Below are 19,445 nucleotides of genomic sequence, written 5' to 3' on the forward strand. Positions count from 1 at the left end.
TTTATAACAGTATTGCCTCTCATTCTATTAAGAAGCAATACTTTATAATATTTTATTTTGTTAAATCATCAAAAAATCTTTTTACTCCATCAAAAAATCTTTTTGATCGAGGAGTATTTTTTTCACCTTTAAATCCATTAAAACTTTGTCCTAGTTCATTTAAAAGATATTTTTGTTGTTCGTTAAGATTTACTGGTGTTTCTACTACTACTCGGCATAACAAGTCACCTTGATTTCTATTTTGTATTGATTTTACACCTCTACCTCGGACACGAAAAAGTTTTCCTGATTGTGTTTCAGATGGTATTTTTAATTTCACTCTTCCATCCAGTGTAGGCACTTCAATTTCTCCGCCTAATGCAGCCATAGTAAAATTTATTGGTACTTCGCAATAAAGATTATTTTCTTCACGTTCAAAAATAGGATGTTTATTTACTTTTATTTGAACATATAGATCTCCTGATGGCGCGCCATTTGTACCGGCTTCTCCTTCATTGTTTATTCTAATTCGATTATTAGTATCTACACCAGGTGGAATTTTGACTGATAATGTTTTATTTTTTCTGACTCTTCCTTGGCCTTTACATATACGACATGGATCTTGTATTACTGTTCCTTTTTCGTGGCATGTAGGACAGGATTGTTGAACTGTAAAAAATCCTTTTCTTATATGTATTTGACCTCTGCCTTGGCAAGTGGAACAGTTACGAGGTTTAGTTCCTTTTTTAGCTCCAGTTCCATAACAAATTTGGCATTTTTGAAATGTTGGAATTTTTATTTCTTTTATTACACCTTTTACCGCATCTTCTAAAGAAATATCCATATTATAACATAAATCAGATCCTTTTTTTACTCTTTGATTTCTATTTCCGCCGAAAATATCACCAAAAACATCTCCGAAAATATCACCAAAATCTGTAGAACTAGTAAAAGTACTATAAGTAGTATTTTGATTGTGACCATTTTCAAAAGCTGAATGTCCATATTGATCGTATGCATTTCTTTTTTCTTCGTTTACTAAGATTTCGTAAGCTTCTTTTATTTCTTTAAATTTATTTTCAGCATTTTTATCACCTTGATTTCTATCAGGATGATATTTCATTGCTAATCGTTTATAAGCTTTTTTAATCTCGCGTTCTTCAGCTGATTTTGAGACTCCTAAGATTTGATAGTAATCTTTTTTTCCCATTATTACTCTTCCTGCTTTTAAAATAATTACACGGGCGTAGATTTTTTTCTACGCCCGTGTTAGTGTTTAGATAGTTATAATTATTTTTTAGGATCTTTTATTTCTTCAAATTCTGCATCTACGATATTTTCATCTTTTTTTGATGTAGATGATTGATTTTCATTTTTTGGATTGTCTTCTTTTGTTTTTTGATAAGTTTCTGTTAGTTTAGATGAAATTTTTAAAAGATTTTGTATGTTTTTTTCAATTTCAGACTTATCATCTCCTTTTAATGATTTTTCTAGATCATTTAAAGATGATTTTATGTTTTCTTCATCTTGAATTTCAATTTTTGTTTTATTTTCATCTAATTGTTTTTTTACACTATGAATTAACTGATCGCCTTGATTACGTATTTGAATTAATTCTTCAAATTTACGATCTGATTCAGAATTTGCTTCTGCATCATCTATCATTTTTTTAATTTCTGATTCATTTAACCCAGAAGAAGCTTGGATAGTAATTTTTTGCTCTTTACCAGTTTTTTTATCTTTTGCTGAAACATGTAAAATTCCATCAGAATCAATATCAAATGTTACTTCGATTTGTGCTGTCCCCCTAGGTGCAGGTTCAATACCATCTAAATTAAATTGTCCTAAAGATTTGTTATCTGAAGCTCTTTTTCTTTCGCCTTGTAATACATGTATTGTGACTGCTGATTGGTTATCTTCTGCTGTTGAAAACACTTGACTATGTTTAGTAGGAATTGTTGTATTTTTACTGATAAGTGAAGTCATTACACCACCCATAGTTTCAATTCCTAATGATAATGGGGTTACGTCTAGTAGTAAAACATCTTTAACATCTCCTGAAAGTACTCCTCCCTGAACTGCAGCTCCAACTGCAACTGCTTCATCTGGATTCACATCTTTTCTTGGTTCTTTTCCGAAAAAATCTGCAACTTTGGATTGCACCATAGGCATTCTTGTTTGACCACCTACTAATATTACATCGTTAATATCTGATATAGATAATCCTGCATCTTTTAACGCCACTTTAAGCGGTTCAATAGATTTTGATACTAAATCTTCAACTAAAGATTCAAGTTTAGAACGAGTTACTTTGATATTTAAATGTTTTGGACCATTAGAATCTGCTGTAATATAGGGTAAATTTACGTCTGTTTGCTGCGCTGATGAAAGCTCGATTTTAGCTTTTTCTGCTGATTCTTTTAATCTTTGCATAGCTAATGAATCGTTTCTCAAATCAATACCTTGTTCTTTTTTAAATTCTTTTACTAAATAGTTGATTAATCTACTATCAAAATCTTCCCCCCCAAGATGGGTATCTCCATTGGTAGATAGCACTTCGAATGTTTTTTCTTTGTCTACATCATCTATTTCAATAATTGATATATCAAAAGTCCCTCCGCCTAGATCATATACAGCGATGGTGCGATTTCCCTGGCCTTTATCTAGACCGTATGCGAGAGCAGCTGCTGTAGGTTCATTTATGATTCTTTTTACTTCTAAACCAGCTATTCTACCTGCATCTTTGGTTGCTTGCCGTTGAGCATCATTAAAATAAGCAGGTACTGTGATAACAGCTGCTTTTATTGGTTCCCCTAAATAATCTTCTGCAGTTTTTTTCATTTTTTTTAAAACTTCAGCAGAAATTTGAGGCGGAGCCATTTTTTTTCTTTCTACATCAATCCAAGCATCTCCATTCTCGGAGTTAATTATGCTGTATGGCATTATTTTTATATCGCGTTGCACTTCTTCATCTTTAAATTTTCTACCAATCAAACGTTTTATAGCAAATAAAGTGTTTTTCGGATTGGTAATAGCTTGACGTTTAGCCGGTTGACCTACTAAAACCTCGCCTTCTTTAGTGTATGCAATAATTGAAGGTGTAGTGCGATCTCCTTCTGAATTTTCTAAAACACGAGGTTTATTGCCATCCATAATGGCAACACAAGAGTTGGTTGTTCCCAAGTCGATACCAATAATTTTACCCATTGTATTTCTCCTATTTTGATAATTGGGTTTTCAACCCTTATGTAGCCATTTTTTTGGCTTTTATTAGCGACATAGGATTGTATTTTATAATTATCTATCAGTGTTGTGATTATTAGATGGGGTCTTTTTTTTAGTCATCAAGGTCTAACTTCAAAAAAAATGAGTTTTTCAATCAGTCTAAACAGGATGGAACTGTATTTTATGAAACATAATTTATTATTTTATATTTTTCATGTATATTAAATTTTTTGCTTATTAAAAAATTTTGAGGTTTTCCTATGTTGATATCATTTGATATGAGAGAATGTTTATACTTTTTTTGTTTTATTTTTTTTTCTTTTACGTTTTGTTGTTTTATGTTATTTGCAAGTTCTATTTTAGGGGGAAAATCGTCATCAAGACATAAACATACACCATTTGAATCAGGTATTATTTCTGTAGGAAATACATGTTTGCATTTTTCTGTCAAGTTTTATTTGGTTGCAATGTTTTTTGTAATATTTGATGTTGAAGCTCTTTATCTTTATATATGGTCTGTTAGTATAACTGAAACTGGTTGGGTAGGTTTTTTTGAAGCTTTTATTTTTATAATGTTTCTTTTGTTATCATTATTTTACTTAATTCGAATTAAAGCATTAGATTGGGCATATAAATAAAACGTTTAAATTCATCGTATTTAAGGATATAATTTTATGAAATATACAGCGAATTACACTTTGACTCGAGTAGAAGAAAATAATTCTCATAAAAAATATCCAAAGCAATCGAGTTATCTGGTTGAAGATCCTGTAGAGAATTATTTAAAAAAAAATATTTTTGTAGGTAAATTGCATCAATTACTTCATAAGTTAGTTAATTGGGGTCGAAAAAACTCTCTTTGGCCTTATAATTTCGGATTATCTTGCTGTTATGTAGAAATGGTTACTGCTTTTACCTCTGTACATGATGTGGCTCGTTTTGGATCTGAAGTGTTAAGAGCTTCTCCCAGACAAGCTGACGTTATGGTGATTGCTGGAACTCCATTTATTAAAATGGCTCCTATTATTCAAAGATTATACGATCAAATGTTAGAGCCAAAATGGGTTATTTCTATGGGAGCATGTGCTAATTCTGGCGGAATGTATGATATTTATTCTGTGGTGCAAGGTGTAGATAAATTTTTACCAGTAGATGTTTATATTCCTGGTTGCCCACCTAGGCCAGAAGCGTATATACATGCTTTGAAATTACTTCAAAATTCTATTAATGAAGAAAGAAGACCATTGTCTTGGGTAGTGGGAGAACAAGGAATATATCAAAAAAAAATGTTGTCAGAAAAAGAAAAAAAAACAAATAAAAGAATTTCAATTGTCAATCTTCCAACGTCAGATAAAATTTAATTTTTTTAATCATATAAATATATTAGTTTAAAAATAATAATAATTTTAAAAATTTTATAAATTTTTAAAATTAATTATAATGAGAAATCCATGATGGATGAAATTTTAATTAAAAATAACATTTTAAAAAAAAATATTGATGAAACTGATATAACTAGCTTAGTTTTTAATAAACTATTCCATGTTTTTGGAAAAGATTTTTGTGTTATACAGGAATCTAAGATGGGTTTTCCAATAATTTGGTTAAATAAAAATTGTTTATTACAAGTTATTAGACTTTTATTTGATGCACCGTACTCTTATAATATGCTTTTTGATTTGCATGGTGTAGATGAGCGTTGTCGATTACACCGAGAAAATCTTCCTAAAGCTGATTTTTCAGTTTTTTATCATTTAATATCTGTTAAACATAATATTGATTTTATGATCAAAGTCCCTTTAATTAAAAACAATTTAATTTTATCTACATGTACTAATATATTTCCTAACGCCAATTGGTATGAGCGAGAAACATGGGAAATGTTCGGTATTGTTTTTAAAAATCATTCTAATTTAACACGTATTATTATGCCTAATACATGGACAGGTCATCCATTAAGAAAAGATTTTCCAGCTAGAGCTACTGAGTTCAAAAATTTCTTCTTAAATGAAGAAAGAGAAGATTTAGAAATGGAAAGTTTACGATTTAAACCTGAATCATGGGGCATGAAAAGAAAAAATAATGATGTAGATTTTATGTTTTTAAATTTAGGCCCGAATCACCCTTCCGCACATGGTGCTTTTAGAATTGTTTTACAATTAGATGGTGAAAATATTGTCGATTGCGTTCCTGATATAGGCTATCATCATCGAGGAGCAGAAAAAATGGCTGAACGTCAATCATGGCATAGTTATATTCCATATACAGATCGTATTGAATATTTAGGCGGATGTATCAACGAGATGCCTTATATATTAGCAGTAGAAAAATTAGCTAATATTTCTGTTCCAGAAAAAGTAGAAGTAATTCGAGTAATGTTATCAGAATTATTTAGAATTAATAGTCATTTATTATTTATTTCTACTTTTATTCAAGATGTAGGATGTATGACTCCTGTTTTTTTTGCCTTTACTGATCGTCAAAAAATTTATGATTTAATTGAAGCGATAACTGGAGCAAGAATGCACCCTGCTTGGTTTCGTATTGGCGGGGTAGCTCATGATCTTCCAAAAGGATGGGATATTTTATTAAATAATTTTCTAAAATGGATGCCCAAAAGACTTAAATATTATATAGATGTCGCTTTAAAAAACACTATTTTAATTAATCGTTCAAAAGGTATTGCTCAATATTCGCAAAAAGAAGCTTTGACTTGGGGTGTAACAGGCGCTGGTTTGCGTGCTACCGGATTAGATTTTGATGTACGAAAATGGAGACCTTACTCTGGATATCAAAATTATAGTTTTGAAATACCTATTGGCAGTGGGATCAGTGATTGTTATTCTAGAGTCATGATAAAAGTAGAAGAAATTTATCAAAGTTTATCAATTTTAAAGCAATGTTTAAATAATATGCCAGAAGGTCCTTATAAAGCAGATCATCCACTAACTACTCCGCCTCCTAAAGAGGATACGTTAAGATATATTGATAGTTTAATTAATCATTTTTTACAAGTATCTTGGGGTCCTGTGATTCCAGCAAATGAAAGTTTTCAGATGATTGAAGCAACTAAAGGTATTAATAGTTATTATTTAATTAGTGATGGTGGTACTATGAGTTACAGAACGAGAATACGTACACCTAGTTTTGCACATTTACAACAAATACCTTCAGTTATTCGTGGAAGTTTAATATCGGATTTAATTGTATATTTAGGAAGTATTGATTTTGTTATGTCAGATGTGGATAGATAACTATGAATAAAAAAAAAGAAAATTAAGAGAAATTTCTACACAATTTGTATTAAGTACCTTCGAAATTAATGAAATAGAAAATCAAAAAAAATATTATGAAAATTATAAAGCAATTGCTATAGAAGCTTTAAAAATTGTTCAGAAACAACGTGGTTGGGTGTCTGATCTAGCTATTATTGAAATTGCTAAAATACTTAATATCAATTCAAGTGATATAGAAAGTATAGCTACTTTTTATAGTCAAATTTATCGTCAACCTGTAGGGCGAAATATAATTCGTTATTGTGATAGCGTAGTTTGTTATTTAACAGGTTATCAAAAAATTAAAAAAGCATTAGAAAATCATTTATCTATTAAAACAGGTCATACTACTTTAGATCAAAGATTTACTTTATTGCCTATTTGTTGTTTGGGGAATTGCGATAAAAGTCCAACTATCATGATTAATGAAGATCTTCATTCTAAATTAACTCCAGAATCTGCACTAAATTTACTGGAATCATATAAATGAATAATAAAATCAATCGATTAGAAGAAACACATCCATTGACATGGAGAATGCGAGATGACAAAAAAACTGTCTGGATAAAAGAATATTGTAATAAAAATGGTTATATTGCTTTTAAAAAAACATTGCATCAAAAAACATCGAAAGATGTAATTAATTTAGTAAAAGAATCCGATTTAAAAGGAAGAGGAGGAGCTGGTTTTCCTACAGGTTTAAAGTGGAGTTTAATGCCAGATAATATACATGATAAAAAAGAACATCGCTATTTATTATGTAATGCTGATGAAATGGAACCAGGTACTTATAAAGATAGGTTCTTGATAGAACAGTTACCGCATCAGTTGATTGAAGGGATGTTATTATCAGCTTTTGCTATTCAAGCTACCCGTGGTTATATTTTTTTGAGAGGAGAATATATTAAAGGAGAACATGTTTTAAAAAAAGCAATACAGGAAGCAAGTAATTTTGGTTATATTGGTAAAAATATTTTAAATAGTGGCTTTAATTTTAATTTGTTTTTACATACTGGGGCTGGTCGTTATATTTGTGGTGAAGAAACCGCTTTGATTAACTCATTAGAAGGTCGAAGAGCCAATCCTAGATTTAAACCACCATTCCCAGCAATGTTTGGATTATGGGGGAAGCCCACTTGTGTTAATAATGTCGAAACTTTATCTAATGTTCCAGCTATTGTATTGCATGGCCCTCATTGGTACAAAACATTGTCTCATAGTTCTGATACTGGGACAAAGTTAATGGGTTTCTCAGGGAATGTTAATAACCCTGGTGTTTGGGAATTACCTTTTGGCATAACTGCACGTGAAATTTTAGAAGATTATGCGTTAGGAATGAAATCAGGTTTATCTTTAAAAGCATGGCAGCCTGGAGGAGCAGGTACAGATTTTCTTGTCTCAAAACATTTAGATTTATCTATGGATTTTAATACTATTACAAAAGCGGGTAGTCGATTAGGAACAGCTCTTTCTATGGCTGTAGATAATAAAACTAATATGGTTTCACTTGTATATAATATAGAAAAATTTTTTGCTCGTGAATCATGCGGTTTGTGCACACCCTGTAGAGATGGATTGCCATGGATTGTAAAAATATTATATAGCTTAAAAAATAAAGAAGGACAAACTAATGATATAAAAAATTTAGAAAAATTATGCTTTTCTCTTGGTCCAGGAAAAACATTTTGCGCTCATGCTCCTGGAGCGATTGAACCATTACAAAGTGCTATGAAATATTTTCGTTCAGAATTTGAAGCTGGAATTAATATAAAAAATCAAATTTAAATAAAAATATTACGAGGATGCAACCTAATAAATCTAAGTTAACCATTTAATATTTAAATATAAAATTTGTTTTTTTAAAGAGTTTTGGAATTGTCTATTATGTCTAAAATTTATATAAATAAAAAAGAATACTATGCAAATAAATCTCACAACTTATTACAGGCATGTCTATCAATTGGATTAGATATTCCTTATTTTTGTTGGCACCCTCAATTAGGTAGTGTAGGATCTTGTCGGCAATGCGCTGTGACACAGTATGATAGTTTGTCAGATTCGAAAGGGCGATTAATTATGTCCTGCATGACTCCTATAGTAGATGGATCTATTATTTCGACTAATGACAAGGTATCAAAAACATTTAGACAAAATATAGTAGAACTTTTGTTAACAAATCATCCACATGATTGTCCTGTATGTGAGGAAGGCGGTAATTGCCATTTGCAGGATGTAACAGTTATGAATAAACATCATATTCGAAATTATCGGTTCCCAAAAAGAACACATAAAAATCAATATTTAGGTTCTTTTATTAAACATGAAATGAATCGTTGTATTGGATGTTATCGTTGCGTCCGATATTACAAAGATTACGCAGATGGTAGAGATTTAAACGTTTATGGTTCTAATAGTAATATTTATTTTGGTCGTGTAGAAGATGGAATTTTAGAGAATGAGCATTCAGGAAACTTAGTGGAAATATGTCCTACTGGTGTTTTTACTGATAAAACACATTCTAAAAAATATAATCGAAAATGGGATATGCAATATGCTCCTAGTATATGTCAGAGTTGTAGTGTGGGATGCAATATTAGTATAGGTGAACGATATGGCGAAATACGTCGTGTAGAAAATAGGTATCATTACAATATAAACCATTATTTCATTTGTGATTTAGGACGTTTTGGTTATTCACATAGTGATTTAAAAAACCGTCCTAGAAATCCTTCTTGTTTAATCGATGAAAAATTAAAAATATTGAATTTAAACGAGGCAATAAAAGAAGGAGTAAATTTTTTTCGACGTCATAAAAACATTATTGGTGTTGGTTCGTCACGGACAAGCGTAGAAAACAATTTTGCATTAAAAGAATTAGTTGGAGAAAATAATTTTTCTCATGGAATGTCTTCTAAAGAAGAATCTTGTTTGAAATTAATTTTAAATGTTTTTAAAAATAATAATTTATATATTCCATCTTTGAGAGAAATTGAAAGTTATGATTCTATTTTAATTCTTGGGGAAGATTTGACTCAAACTTCGCCTCGTGTTGCGTTGGCAGTGCGTCAAGCCATTAAAAAGAAAGCTAAAGATATAGCTGAATTCAATGGAATACCTAGATGGAATGCAACTGTTATATCTAACATTTCGGAGAATCATAAAAATTCATTGTACATCACTCATACGCACGAAACTAAATTAGATGATATTTCTGAGTGGTCTTATTTTGCATCAATCAATGATCAATCAAAATTTGGTTCCGCAATTGCACATAATTTAGATAATGATTTACCAGTTGTTGAAAATTTAAATTCTTTTTTACTTGAGAAAGCTATTTGTATTTCAAAAAAATTACTTAATGCAAAAAAAACATTAATTATTTCTGGTACGAATTCATTTAGTACATCGATTATAAAGACAGCTATTAATATAGCTATATCAATAAAAAAACATAAAAAAAATCATGTTGCCATGACTTTTTTAACATCTTCTTCAAATGCATTAGGATTAGGATTAATCGGTGGAATTTCTATAGATCAAGTATATCGCAGATTAAATCAAAAACAAGCAGACGCTATTATATTTATGGAGTATGATTTATACCGTTATTTTTCTCAATATGATTGCGATAATATTTTAAAAAAGAAAACTAATGTTTTAGTAATAGATCATATATATACTGAAACTTATAAAAATTCTATGCTTAGTTTGCCATGTTTAAATTTTTCAGAAAGTTCTGGTACTGTAATTAACTTTGAAGGTAGAGCACAGCGTTTTTTTCAAGTTTACGATCCAATGTTTATTGATCAAAAAAATTGTCTTTATGAGAGTTGGAAATGGTTACATTTTATTCAGTGTAAACTTTTAAACAAAAAAATATCTTGGTTAAACTTAGATGATGTAATTACTTCTTATAGTAATAAGTACCCTATTTTTAAAACAATAAAAACCTCTCTACCTAATGCTGATTTTCGAATCAAAAATCAAAAAATTGCTCGTTCTCCTAATCGTTACAGTGGACGAACTGCTTTAAAATCTCATATTGATATTCATGAAAGTTCTCAACCTCAGGATATTAACACCATGTTTTCTTTTTCTATGGAAGGTTTTAGCCAGCCTAATAAATCTTTTGAATATATTCCGTTTGCTTGGTTTCCTAGTTGGAATTCTCCACAAGCATGGAATAAATTTCAAAAAGAGGTGGGCAAAGAATTAATATCTGGGGATTCAGGTGTTCATTTATTTAAAGAAAATCCGAAAATTAGCGATATTTATTTAAATTGTAAAATTAATATTGAAAAAAAATATTGGTATATAATTCCATATTATCGTATTTTCGGGCATGAAGAATTAACACAATATTCATCTATTATTAAAGAAAATATCGCGCGCCCATATGCATTAATAAGTAAATCAGACGCGCTAGAAATAGGATTAAAAAAAGATTCTATAATAAAATTTAATTGTTTAAATAAAAATTTTTGTTTAAATATAAGAATATCTGAGAATTTACATTCACAACAGATCGGACTACCCATAGGAAGAAAAGGTTTTCCTAGTGCTTTAGTTGGAAAGAAAATTAAATATATAAGAGAATTTATTCAATGAAATATTTTGGAGCAGAGATATTAGAAATATTTTTAGGATTTTTTAAAATAATGTCATTCGTTGTTTTATTTATATTTTTTTCAGCAATGTTAAGTATTTTTGAACGTAGATTACTGGCGTTTTTTCAAAATAGACACGGTCCTAATCGCGTTGGTTATTTTGGTAGCTTACAACTATGCGCAGATATGATTAAAATTCTATTTAAAGAAGATTGGGTTCCAAAATTTAGTAAAAAATTTATTTTTGTCTTATCTCCAATTATATCTTTTATTTCTTTGTTGTGCGTTATTCCCATCATTCCTTTTATTCCCAATCATCCTATAATTAACTTAAATATAGGAATTTTATTTTTTTTAATGATGGCCGGTTTATCTGTTTATGCAATATTATTTGCGGGATGGTCTAGTAATAACAAATATTCTTTATTAGGAGCTATTCGAGCTTCTGCACAAACCTTAAGTTATGAAGTATTTTTAGGCTTATCCTTAATGGGTGTTGTTGCTAAATCAGGATCATTTAGAATTTTAGATATTATAAATAATCAGAAGTACATGTGGAATATTATACCTCAATTTTTAGGGTTTTTGTGTTTTTTTATAGCTGGATTAGCTATTTGTCATAGACACCCTTTTGATCAGCCTGAGTCTGAACAAGAATTAGCTGATGGTTATCATATTGAATATTCTGGAATGAAATTTGGTTTATTTTTCATTGGAGAATATATTTCAATTGTTACAATTTCATCATTAATTACAGTGATGTTTTTAGGCGGATGTTCTGGTTTTGGAGAGCCTAGATTTTTTTGGTTTTTTTTAAAAATGATGTTTTTCGTTATTTTATTTATTTTAATTCGAGCTTCTTTACCTAGACCTAGGTATGATCAAATCTTATCTTTTGGATGGAAAGTATGTTTGCCTATGACATTATTAAATTTGCTTGTAACAGCTTTTTTTATATTAATTTAAACTTTTCTAAAAAGAGATTTTATTTATGAACTTAAAAAAAATTATTATCGGTTTTTTTACTCAAATAAGAAGTATTTGTATGATTTTCGTAAATATATTTTCTAAATCTGAAACTAAATTATACCCAGAAGAAAAAGTTTACTTATCTCCTAGATACCGTGGACGTATTATATTAACAAGAAATTCAAATAAAGATGAGCGCTGTGTTGCGTGTAATTTATGCGCAGTAGTTTGTCCAGTGGATTGTATTTCTCTTCAAAAATCTGAAAAGATAGGTGGTCGTTGGTATCCTAAATTTTTTCGAATTAATTTTTCTCGTTGTATTTTTTGTGGTTTATGTGAAGAAGCCTGCCCTACAGCTGCTATTCAATTAACTTCTGATTTTGAATTATCAGATTTTAAAAGGTATAATTTAGTTTATGAAAAACAAGATTTATTAATTTCTGGCCCTGGAAAATATCCTGACTATAATTTTTACCGTTTTTCCGGAACGCTGATTAGCGGGAAAAAAACAGGTGAATTAGATATAGAATCATCACCTATAAACGTTAAAACTTTATTGCCGTAAAAGAGAGGTTGATAAATGAATTTCGCTTTTTATATATGTTCTTTCGTAGCTATCATATCTACATTGTTAGTTATTATTCAAAAAAATGCAGTTTATGCTTTACTATATTTAATAATTTCAATTCTATCGATATCAGGTATTTTTTTTACAATTGGAGCATTTTTTGCCGGTGCTCTTGAAGTTATTATATACGCAGGTGCAATTATAGTATTGTTTATTTTTGTGATTATGATGTTAAATCTTGGAAAAAGAGATGATATAAAAGAAAAAAAAAATTTACATCTTGTTTTTTGGATAACACCAAGCATTTTGACATTAATTTTATTTTTATCAATGACATATGTTATTTTTTTTCTTAAAGAAAAAAAAATTGAATTTTTTTTGATGAATACTAAAATGATCGGTGTTAATTTATTTGGTCCATATTTATTGCTAGTTGAGCTTTCTTCTTTGCTTTTGTTATCCGCTTTAATTGTAGTTTTTCATATTGGTAATAAAAAAAATAAATTAAAAAAATAATCATACCCTATTAATTTTGTAAGGATAAAGATTTATGATTTCTTTATTTCATGGTTTATGTTTGTCATTAACGCTGTTTATGTTAGGTTTAACATCTCTAATAGTCCGTCGAAATATATTGTTTATATTAATTAGTTTAGAAATCATGATAAATGCAGCTGCACTAGCATTAGTAATAGCAAGTACATATTGGAAACAAGCAGATGGTCAAATAGTTTATATTCTTGCTATTACATTAGCTGCATCTGAAGCTAGTATAGCATTGGCGTTATTACTTCAATTATATAGAAACAAAAAAACATTAAATATTAATTTATTAAGTGAGATGAGTGGATGAATATTATTTCTTTGATAATTTTATTTCCATTATTTAGTTTTTTTATTCTCTCTTTTACACAAGGAACCATTTCTAATTGGAGTACAGCTTTCATAGGAGTTTGTTCAGTATTTGTTTCATTTCTTATTACTTTTTTTTATAGCATAATTTTTATTAATCATTCTTATCAATTTTGGATTCAAAGATTATGGTGTTGGATAGATATCAATGCATTAAGAATAAATTGTAATTTAATTTTGGATGGTTTGTCTTTAAGTATGTTATTGGTGATTACAGGGATAGGTTTATTAATACATATTTTTTCTATTTGGTATATGAAAAATAAAGAAGGTTGTTCTCGTTTTTTTGCTTATACTAATTTATTTATAGCAAGTATGTCTTTATTGGTGTTAGCAGATAATTTTATACTTATGTATATTGGATGGGAAGGTATAAGCATTTGTTCTTATTTATTAATCGGATTTTATTATAAAGATATTAACAATAACAAACACGCTTTAAAAGCTTTTGTTTTAACGCGTATTTCAGATATATTTTTAATTGTTTCATTTTTTTTAATATATCAACAATATGGAACTTTTGATTTTCAAAAAATAAAATTTTTATCAAATTTTGTGCATATAAATAGTTCGATTACAAATGTGATAACATTTTTTTTGTTGGTAGGTGTCCTTGGTAAATCAGCGCAATTACCGTTACAAACTTGGCTTTCAGATGCAATGGTTGGTCCAACTCCTGTTTCAGCTTTAATTCATGCGGCAACTATGGTAACAGCAGGTGTTTATTTAATAGGAAGAACATATTTTTTATTTTTATTAACACCAAATGTATTGTTTATTGTAAGCGTCATTGGTATTTTGACGATATTACTTTCTAGTTTTTCTGCATTGGTTCAAACAGATATAAAACGTATCTTGGCATATTCAACTATGAGTCAAATAGGATATATGTTTTTATCATTAGGCGTGCAAGCATGGTCTGCTGCAATTACTCACTTAATTATACATGCTGTTTTTAAAGCATTATTATTTTTGTCTTCTGGTTCTTTAATCATTTTGTGTAAAAATGAAAAAAATATATTTAAAATGTCTAAAACAATTATAAAATGCCCTCTTTTATTTATTAGCTTTGTTTTCGGGGGAGCGTCTTTGATTTCATTTCCGTTAATTACATCAGGTTTTTATAGCAAAGGTAACATTTTATTTAGTGTATTGAAAAGTGGTCATATTAATTTATTTGCATTGGGTTTATTTGGTTCATTATTAACATCAATTTATACTTGTAGAATGATTTTTATTTTATTTAAAAAATATAGTTTTTCTCATTTTTTATATAAAAAAGAATTAGTTCATAATTGTCCTTTGTTTATTTTATTAATTTTTTCTAGTGCTCTTAGTATTTACATCGTACCTTCTCTATCTTTTGTATTTCCTATGTTAAAATATTCTATGGATAACAAATTTTTCTTTGAACTAATAACTAGTTCTATATCTTTTTTAGGTATTTGGATCGCATATTATTTATGGGTTAAAAATACAGGTTTTATTGAGAAATTTTTGAAATTAAAAATCTTTCGATCTATACATTATTTTTTATTAAATGGATGGTGTTTTGACTCATTATATAATTTATTTTTTGTTAATTCATATTTATCTATTTCTAATATTTTGTTTTCTGATCCATTTAATAAAATAAATATTTTTTTGATTAATATAATAAAAAATTTTAATGTAATTTTATTAAAAACTGTTAACGGAAATATAAAATGGTATATAGAATCTATGATATTAGGTGTAAATTTAATTTTTATATTGATTTTGTTTTTTTAAAAAATTTAATTAATTAACCATTTTAAATTTTTATAAATTATAGGAATATATCTCTGATGTTGCTTTCTTTGTTAGTTATCATTCCATTTTTTGGTAGTATTATTTCATTCTTCTCTTTTCAACTAAAACAATGTATTCCTCGTTATGTTGCGATATTCAGTATAGTATTAACGCTTTTAATTTCTATTAAATTATGGTTTTTTGACAGTTCACATGTTTATCAAATAAAAAATTATCCTCATTGGAATCATGAATTAATACTTAGTTGGATTCCAAGATTTGGAGTTGAATTTCATTTAGCTGTTGATAGCTTCTCAATGATTATGTTATTTTTAACTTTTTTTTTAGGAATTATTTCCATTTTTTCTGCATGGAACGAAGTAAAAGAAAACGAGGGTTTTTTTTATTTTAATATAATGTTGGCTTTAACTGGTGTTATAGGTATTTTTATTGCTTGCGATTTATTTTTATTTTTCTTTTTTTGGGAAATTGTATCAATTCCAATGTATTTTTTAATTGCACTATGGGGAAATAACAAAAAAAACAAAACGCATGCTATAAATGCTGCAAATAAATTTTTCATATATTCTCAAATATCTGGTTTACTAATATTAATATCAACTTTTTTGTTAGTTTTTAATTATTATCAAAACACCCATGTTTTTACATTTAATTATAACTTATTATTATTCAATTCGATCAATCCGAATATAGAATATATGATTATGCTAGCTTTTTTTATTGCTTTTGTTATTAAGATGCCTATTGTTCCATTTCATAGTTGGTTATCGGACTTTCACGTTGAGTCTTCATATTGCGGCTCTATAGATATAATTGGAGCTTTATTAAAAACCGCTCCTTATGCACTTTTTCGTTATAATATAACACTTTTTCCTAATTCCATGCACAAATTTGCTCCTATTGCAATGTTTTTAGGTTTATTTAGTATTTTTTATGGTTCTTTACTTGCTTTTTCTCAAACTAATATCAAACGTTTAATTGCATATGCTTCTATATCTCATATGGGATTAATTTTAATTGCTATTTATAGTAACAATGAAATTTCTTTTCAGGGAATAGTTGTGCAAATAATATCTAGTAGTTTATCTACTGCTGCTTTATGTATTTTATCAGGTCAAATTTATAAATATTTTAAAACTCAAAATATTCTTGAAATGGGTGGATTTTGGTCTAATTTTTATTGGATTCCTGCTTTTTCTTTGTTTTTTTCTTTAGCAAATTTAGGACTGCCAGGAACAGGAAATTTTATTGGTGAATTTTTAATTTTGTTTGGAATGTTTAAAACATATTCAATTGTATCTGTTATTGCTGTAATAAGTATTGTTTTTTCTTCTATTTATTCCTTACATATGATGCAGAGAATTTATTATGGATCGTCGAAACAAAAACATGCCATAATATTTCCCAACATGAAAGAATTTGGAATTTCAATAATATTAATTTTTACATTACTTTTTGTAGGTTTAATACCTCAAAAAATATTAAATATTTCAACAGACACTATATCTTCTATATATTATTTTCAAAAGAAAATTGTGAATTCTATTTCAAAACAAGGTTTTAATAAACAATGATAATCAATCTACGAGAATTAACTGCTTTACTGCCTGTGTTAATTTTAATAACAGGCTTAGTAGTACTTATCTTTTCTATTTCTTGTAATCGAAATCATTTTTTGGTTGCTGTATTGAGTACATTTTTTTTAATTATAACTTTATTTTCATTATATTTTTTAATTTCAATTGTTCCTATAAATATTACTATTTTATTTTATCTTGATAGATATTCTCTTTTTTATATTGCTATTATTTTATTATCTAGTATTTCTACTTGTGTATTTTCATACTCATGGTTGTTAAATTATCCTTTTAATAAAGAAGAATTTTATTTACTTCTTCTTCTTTCAACACTGGGATCAATTTGTTTAACTATTTCTAATAATATGTCATCAATATTTATTAGTATTGAATTAATGTCATTACCAATTTTTGGTTTAATTGCATATTCAAATTATGTAAATTATTCTTTAGAAGCATCTTTTAAATACTTGATTTTGTCGGCAATATCTTCTTCATTTTTATTACTCGGAATTTCTTGGATATATGCTATTTCTGGGGATTTAAGTATTTTTTTAATTAATCATGCTTTATTAGTAGCACCTCATTATGAAAAGTTAGTTTTATTATTTGGTATAGTAATGGTATTGTTTTCTTTTCTATTTAAGTTATCCTTAGTTCCATTTCATTTATGGACATCTGATGTTTATCAGGGTACACCATCTTCAATTTTGTCTTTTTTTTCTGTTTCTGGAAAAGTAGCACTTTTTAGTGTTTTATTGAATATGTTTTCATATAGTTTTATAGAACACAATGCAATATTATATGAAATATTATTATTAATAAGTATTTTTTCTATATTTTTTGGGAATTTAATGGCTATTTTTCAAAAAAATATTAAAAGATTTTTTGGATATTCATCAATTTCTCAACTAGGTTATTTATTAATTATCTTGCTTGTTTTAAAAAATAATTATATTTTTTCTTTGGAAACAGTTTTAATTTATTTGCTTAATTATTTGTTTATTAATATAGCATATTTTGGTATTATTCATTTGTTTTCCTGTTCTCATAATGATATAGATTTAATTAATTTTTATAGAGGTTTATTTTGGTCCGAACCTACTTTAAGTTTTATTATGACAATTGTGTTACTTTCTTTAGCTGGTATTCCTATAACTTTAGGTTTTATTGGAAAATTTTATATTTTATCTATTATAATAAAAAATCATTTATGGTTAGTTGGAATAAGTTTTTTATTTGGAACTATATTAGGCATATACGGTTATTTTAGATTAATTATTAATCTTTATTTAAAGCCATCAAATCAATTATTAATCGATAATAAAGTTTCATATAATATTGGAATTAATATCCCCTCTAAAATTTTAATATTATGTTCTGGAATAATGCTATTAATATTTGGATTGTTTCCAAATTTATTAATATATTTTTTAGGATCAACTAAAATAGTTTGTATTTAATGAACAATAGCTATAATTTTCGATAAATTTATGAATATTAAATGATTTTTTTAAATAAATTTTAATTAAATAAAGAGAGATTTAATGATTATTTTTTTTTTCGTTTTATTATTATTTTTCGGATTTTTTTTAATTTTAATTAATTTTTTTTTAAAAGAATATAGTTATTTAAATAAAATAAAACAGTTTTTTCATCTATATCGTGGAATTTTTATTTATTTTTTTTCTTTTTTTTTGTTTATTTTTATACTGTGGATTGTAACATATCAAATTAGCAGTAGTGATATTGCAGATAAAAACATTATTTGTTTTTTAGCAAGTTATCTGTTGGAAATTATACTTTCTTTAGATAATGTTTTTATTTGGTTTATAGTTTTCAAATCATTTAAAATACCAGTTTCTTGTCAAAAAAAAATTTTATTATATGGTTTATTAGTAGGTTTAGTATTGCGTGTTATATTTTCTTTTTTAGGGGTTTTTTTACTTGTTAGATATCATTGGATTTTATATTTTTTCGGTATTTTATTTATATGGATCAGTTTACAAATATTTTTCCCGTCAAATAAAAAAGAGAAGAAAAAAAATATAAGTTTTCCTTGGATTTATAAAGTATTTCCAATGACTAATAACACTGAATGTAGAAAATTTTTTTTGAAAATAAATAATAAAATATTTTTTACGCCTTTATTTATATCTTTAATTCTTATAGAATTGAGTGACATTATATTTTCAATAGATAGCATACCGGCTATTTTTTCTATAACTCAAAATTTATTTATTATTTTATCATCTAATATTTTTTCAGTTTTAGCTTTAAGATTTATGTATTTATTTATCGCTCCGATAATCAATAAATTTACTATGATCGAATATGCTTTATCGTCTATTTTAATGTTAATAGGAGTAAAAATAATATTTGAAAAATTTATAACTATTTCAACTTTACTTACATTTAGTATTATATTAATTATTTTAATTACTGCATTCATAGTTAATATTATTTTTGTTAAAAAAAAATAATATCGCAATAATTATTAATATTTTTAAAATTTATATAAAAATATAAAATTTTTTAAAAT

At 27.2% G+C, this 19,445-nt stretch carries 16 protein-coding genes; 14 read left to right on the forward strand and 2 right to left on the reverse strand.

Translation table 11 applies throughout. The features are described 5' to 3' along the window. Positions 1-52 precede the first annotated feature (52 nt). A complete protein-coding gene (dnaJ, locus tag IX46_RS00770; protein WP_053940128.1) occupies positions 53-1,189 on the reverse strand; it encodes a molecular chaperone DnaJ in 1,137 nt (378 codons plus the stop codon). 80 nt (positions 1,190-1,269) lie between these two features. After that, the gene (gene dnaK / locus IX46_RS00775; RefSeq protein ID WP_053940129.1) at positions 1,270-3,186 is read right to left on the reverse strand and encodes a molecular chaperone DnaK; all 1,917 of its coding nucleotides are present in this window, start codon (positions 3,184-3,186) and stop codon (positions 1,270-1,272) included. Between the two features lie 296 nt (positions 3,187-3,482). Here dnaK and ndhC point away from each other — a divergent pair, with 296 nt between their 5' ends. The 14 genes from ndhC to IX46_RS00845 all read left to right on the forward strand — a co-directional run bounded on the left by ndhC (position 3,483) and on the right by IX46_RS00845 (position 19,386). After that, positions 3,483-3,842 carry an NADH-quinone oxidoreductase subunit A gene (gene ndhC, locus IX46_RS00780; protein ID WP_428991870.1) on the forward strand — a complete coding sequence of 120 codons (360 nt, stop codon included), beginning with the start codon at positions 3,483-3,485 and terminating at the stop codon, positions 3,840-3,842. A 36-nt stretch (positions 3,843-3,878) separates the two neighbouring features. Beyond that, complete coding sequence (locus tag IX46_RS00785) at positions 3,879-4,565, forward strand: NuoB/complex I 20 kDa subunit family protein (RefSeq protein ID WP_053940131.1); 687 nt, start codon at positions 3,879-3,881, stop codon at positions 4,563-4,565. Between the two features lie 90 nt (positions 4,566-4,655). Further along, the gene (nuoC, locus tag IX46_RS00790; RefSeq protein ID WP_144417486.1) at positions 4,656-6,458 is read left to right on the forward strand and encodes an NADH-quinone oxidoreductase subunit C/D; all 1,803 of its coding nucleotides are present in this window, start codon (positions 4,656-4,658) and stop codon (positions 6,456-6,458) included. 31 nt (positions 6,459-6,489) lie between these two features. Continuing rightward, a complete protein-coding gene (gene nuoE / locus IX46_RS00795; RefSeq protein WP_053940132.1) occupies positions 6,490-6,969 on the forward strand; it encodes an NADH-quinone oxidoreductase subunit NuoE in 480 nt (159 codons plus the stop codon). Continuing rightward, positions 6,966-8,264 (forward strand): NADH-quinone oxidoreductase subunit NuoF, encoded by a 1,299-nt coding sequence (gene nuoF, locus IX46_RS00800; protein WP_053940133.1) that lies wholly within the window; start codon positions 6,966-6,968, stop codon positions 8,262-8,264. Before nuoE ends, nuoF begins: the two co-directional genes overlap by 4 nt. A 99-nt stretch (positions 8,265-8,363) precedes the next feature. Further along, positions 8,364-11,087, forward strand: coding sequence for an NADH-quinone oxidoreductase subunit NuoG (gene nuoG, locus IX46_RS00805; protein WP_053940134.1), 2,724 nt, complete (start codon positions 8,364-8,366; stop codon positions 11,085-11,087). Next, positions 11,084-12,052, forward strand: a complete 969-nt coding sequence (gene nuoH, locus IX46_RS00810; protein WP_053940135.1) for an NADH-quinone oxidoreductase subunit NuoH — start codon at positions 11,084-11,086, stop codon at positions 12,050-12,052. Before nuoG ends, nuoH begins: the two co-directional genes overlap by 4 nt. A gap of 25 nt (positions 12,053-12,077) precedes the next feature. Beyond that, a complete protein-coding gene (gene nuoI, locus IX46_RS00815) occupies positions 12,078-12,620 on the forward strand; it encodes an NADH-quinone oxidoreductase subunit NuoI (protein WP_053940136.1) in 543 nt (180 codons plus the stop codon). 15 nt (positions 12,621-12,635) lie between these two features. Next, positions 12,636-13,139 carry an NADH-quinone oxidoreductase subunit J gene (nuoJ, locus tag IX46_RS00820; protein ID WP_053940137.1) on the forward strand — a complete coding sequence of 168 codons (504 nt, stop codon included), beginning with the start codon at positions 12,636-12,638 and terminating at the stop codon, positions 13,137-13,139. A gap of 34 nt (positions 13,140-13,173) precedes the next feature. Beyond that, positions 13,174-13,476, forward strand: a complete 303-nt coding sequence (nuoK, locus tag IX46_RS00825; protein ID WP_053940138.1) for an NADH-quinone oxidoreductase subunit NuoK — start codon at positions 13,174-13,176, stop codon at positions 13,474-13,476. After that, complete coding sequence (gene nuoL / locus IX46_RS00830; RefSeq protein WP_053940139.1) at positions 13,473-15,305, forward strand: NADH-quinone oxidoreductase subunit L; 1,833 nt, start codon at positions 13,473-13,475, stop codon at positions 15,303-15,305. The genes nuoK and nuoL overlap by 4 nt, the downstream gene beginning before the upstream one ends. A gap of 56 nt (positions 15,306-15,361) precedes the next feature. Next, the gene (locus IX46_RS00835) at positions 15,362-16,900 is read left to right on the forward strand and encodes a complex I subunit 4 family protein (protein ID WP_053940140.1); all 1,539 of its coding nucleotides are present in this window, start codon (positions 15,362-15,364) and stop codon (positions 16,898-16,900) included. Beyond that, entirely contained in the window at positions 16,897-18,366 is a 1,470-nt protein-coding gene (locus IX46_RS00840; RefSeq protein ID WP_053940141.1) for an NADH-quinone oxidoreductase subunit N, read from the forward strand. Before IX46_RS00835 ends, IX46_RS00840 begins: the two co-directional genes overlap by 4 nt. An 84-nt stretch (positions 18,367-18,450) precedes the next feature. Next, positions 18,451-19,386 (forward strand): TerC family protein, encoded by a 936-nt coding sequence (locus IX46_RS00845; RefSeq protein WP_053940142.1) that lies wholly within the window; start codon positions 18,451-18,453, stop codon positions 19,384-19,386. Positions 19,387-19,445: the final 59 nt, after the last annotated feature.

The organism is Buchnera aphidicola (Aphis glycines) (assembly GCF_001280225.1).
Taxonomy (GTDB): domain Bacteria; phylum Pseudomonadota; class Gammaproteobacteria; order Enterobacterales; family Enterobacteriaceae; genus Buchnera; species Buchnera aphidicola_E.

Excerpts from the sequence above, each read along its gene's own strand:
- dnaJ (WP_053940128.1), bottom strand. The coding sequence starts at position 1,189 with ATGGGAAAAAAAGATTACTATCAAATCTTAGGAGTCTCAAAATCAGCT.
- dnaK (WP_053940129.1), bottom strand. The coding sequence starts at position 3,186 with ATGGGTAAAATTATTGGTATCGACTTGGGAACAACCAACTCTTGTGTT.
- ndhC (WP_428991870.1), top strand. The coding sequence starts at position 3,483 with ATGAGAGAATGTTTATACTTTTTTTGTTTTATTTTTTTTTCTTTTACG.
- IX46_RS00785 (WP_053940131.1), top strand. The coding sequence starts at position 3,879 with ATGAAATATACAGCGAATTACACTTTGACTCGAGTAGAAGAAAATAAT.
- nuoC (WP_144417486.1), top strand. The coding sequence starts at position 4,656 with ATGATGGATGAAATTTTAATTAAAAATAACATTTTAAAAAAAAATATT.
- nuoF (WP_053940133.1), top strand. The coding sequence starts at position 6,966 with ATGAATAATAAAATCAATCGATTAGAAGAAACACATCCATTGACATGG.
- nuoG (WP_053940134.1), top strand. The coding sequence starts at position 8,364 with ATGTCTAAAATTTATATAAATAAAAAAGAATACTATGCAAATAAATCT.
- nuoH (WP_053940135.1), top strand. The coding sequence starts at position 11,084 with ATGAAATATTTTGGAGCAGAGATATTAGAAATATTTTTAGGATTTTTT.
- nuoI (WP_053940136.1), top strand. The coding sequence starts at position 12,078 with ATGAACTTAAAAAAAATTATTATCGGTTTTTTTACTCAAATAAGAAGT.
- nuoJ (WP_053940137.1), top strand. The coding sequence starts at position 12,636 with ATGAATTTCGCTTTTTATATATGTTCTTTCGTAGCTATCATATCTACA.
- nuoK (WP_053940138.1), top strand. The coding sequence starts at position 13,174 with ATGATTTCTTTATTTCATGGTTTATGTTTGTCATTAACGCTGTTTATG.
- nuoL (WP_053940139.1), top strand. The coding sequence starts at position 13,473 with ATGAATATTATTTCTTTGATAATTTTATTTCCATTATTTAGTTTTTTT.
- IX46_RS00835 (WP_053940140.1), top strand. The coding sequence starts at position 15,362 with ATGTTGCTTTCTTTGTTAGTTATCATTCCATTTTTTGGTAGTATTATT.
- IX46_RS00840 (WP_053940141.1), top strand. The coding sequence starts at position 16,897 with ATGATAATCAATCTACGAGAATTAACTGCTTTACTGCCTGTGTTAATT.
- IX46_RS00845 (WP_053940142.1), top strand. The coding sequence starts at position 18,451 with ATGATTATTTTTTTTTTCGTTTTATTATTATTTTTCGGATTTTTTTTA.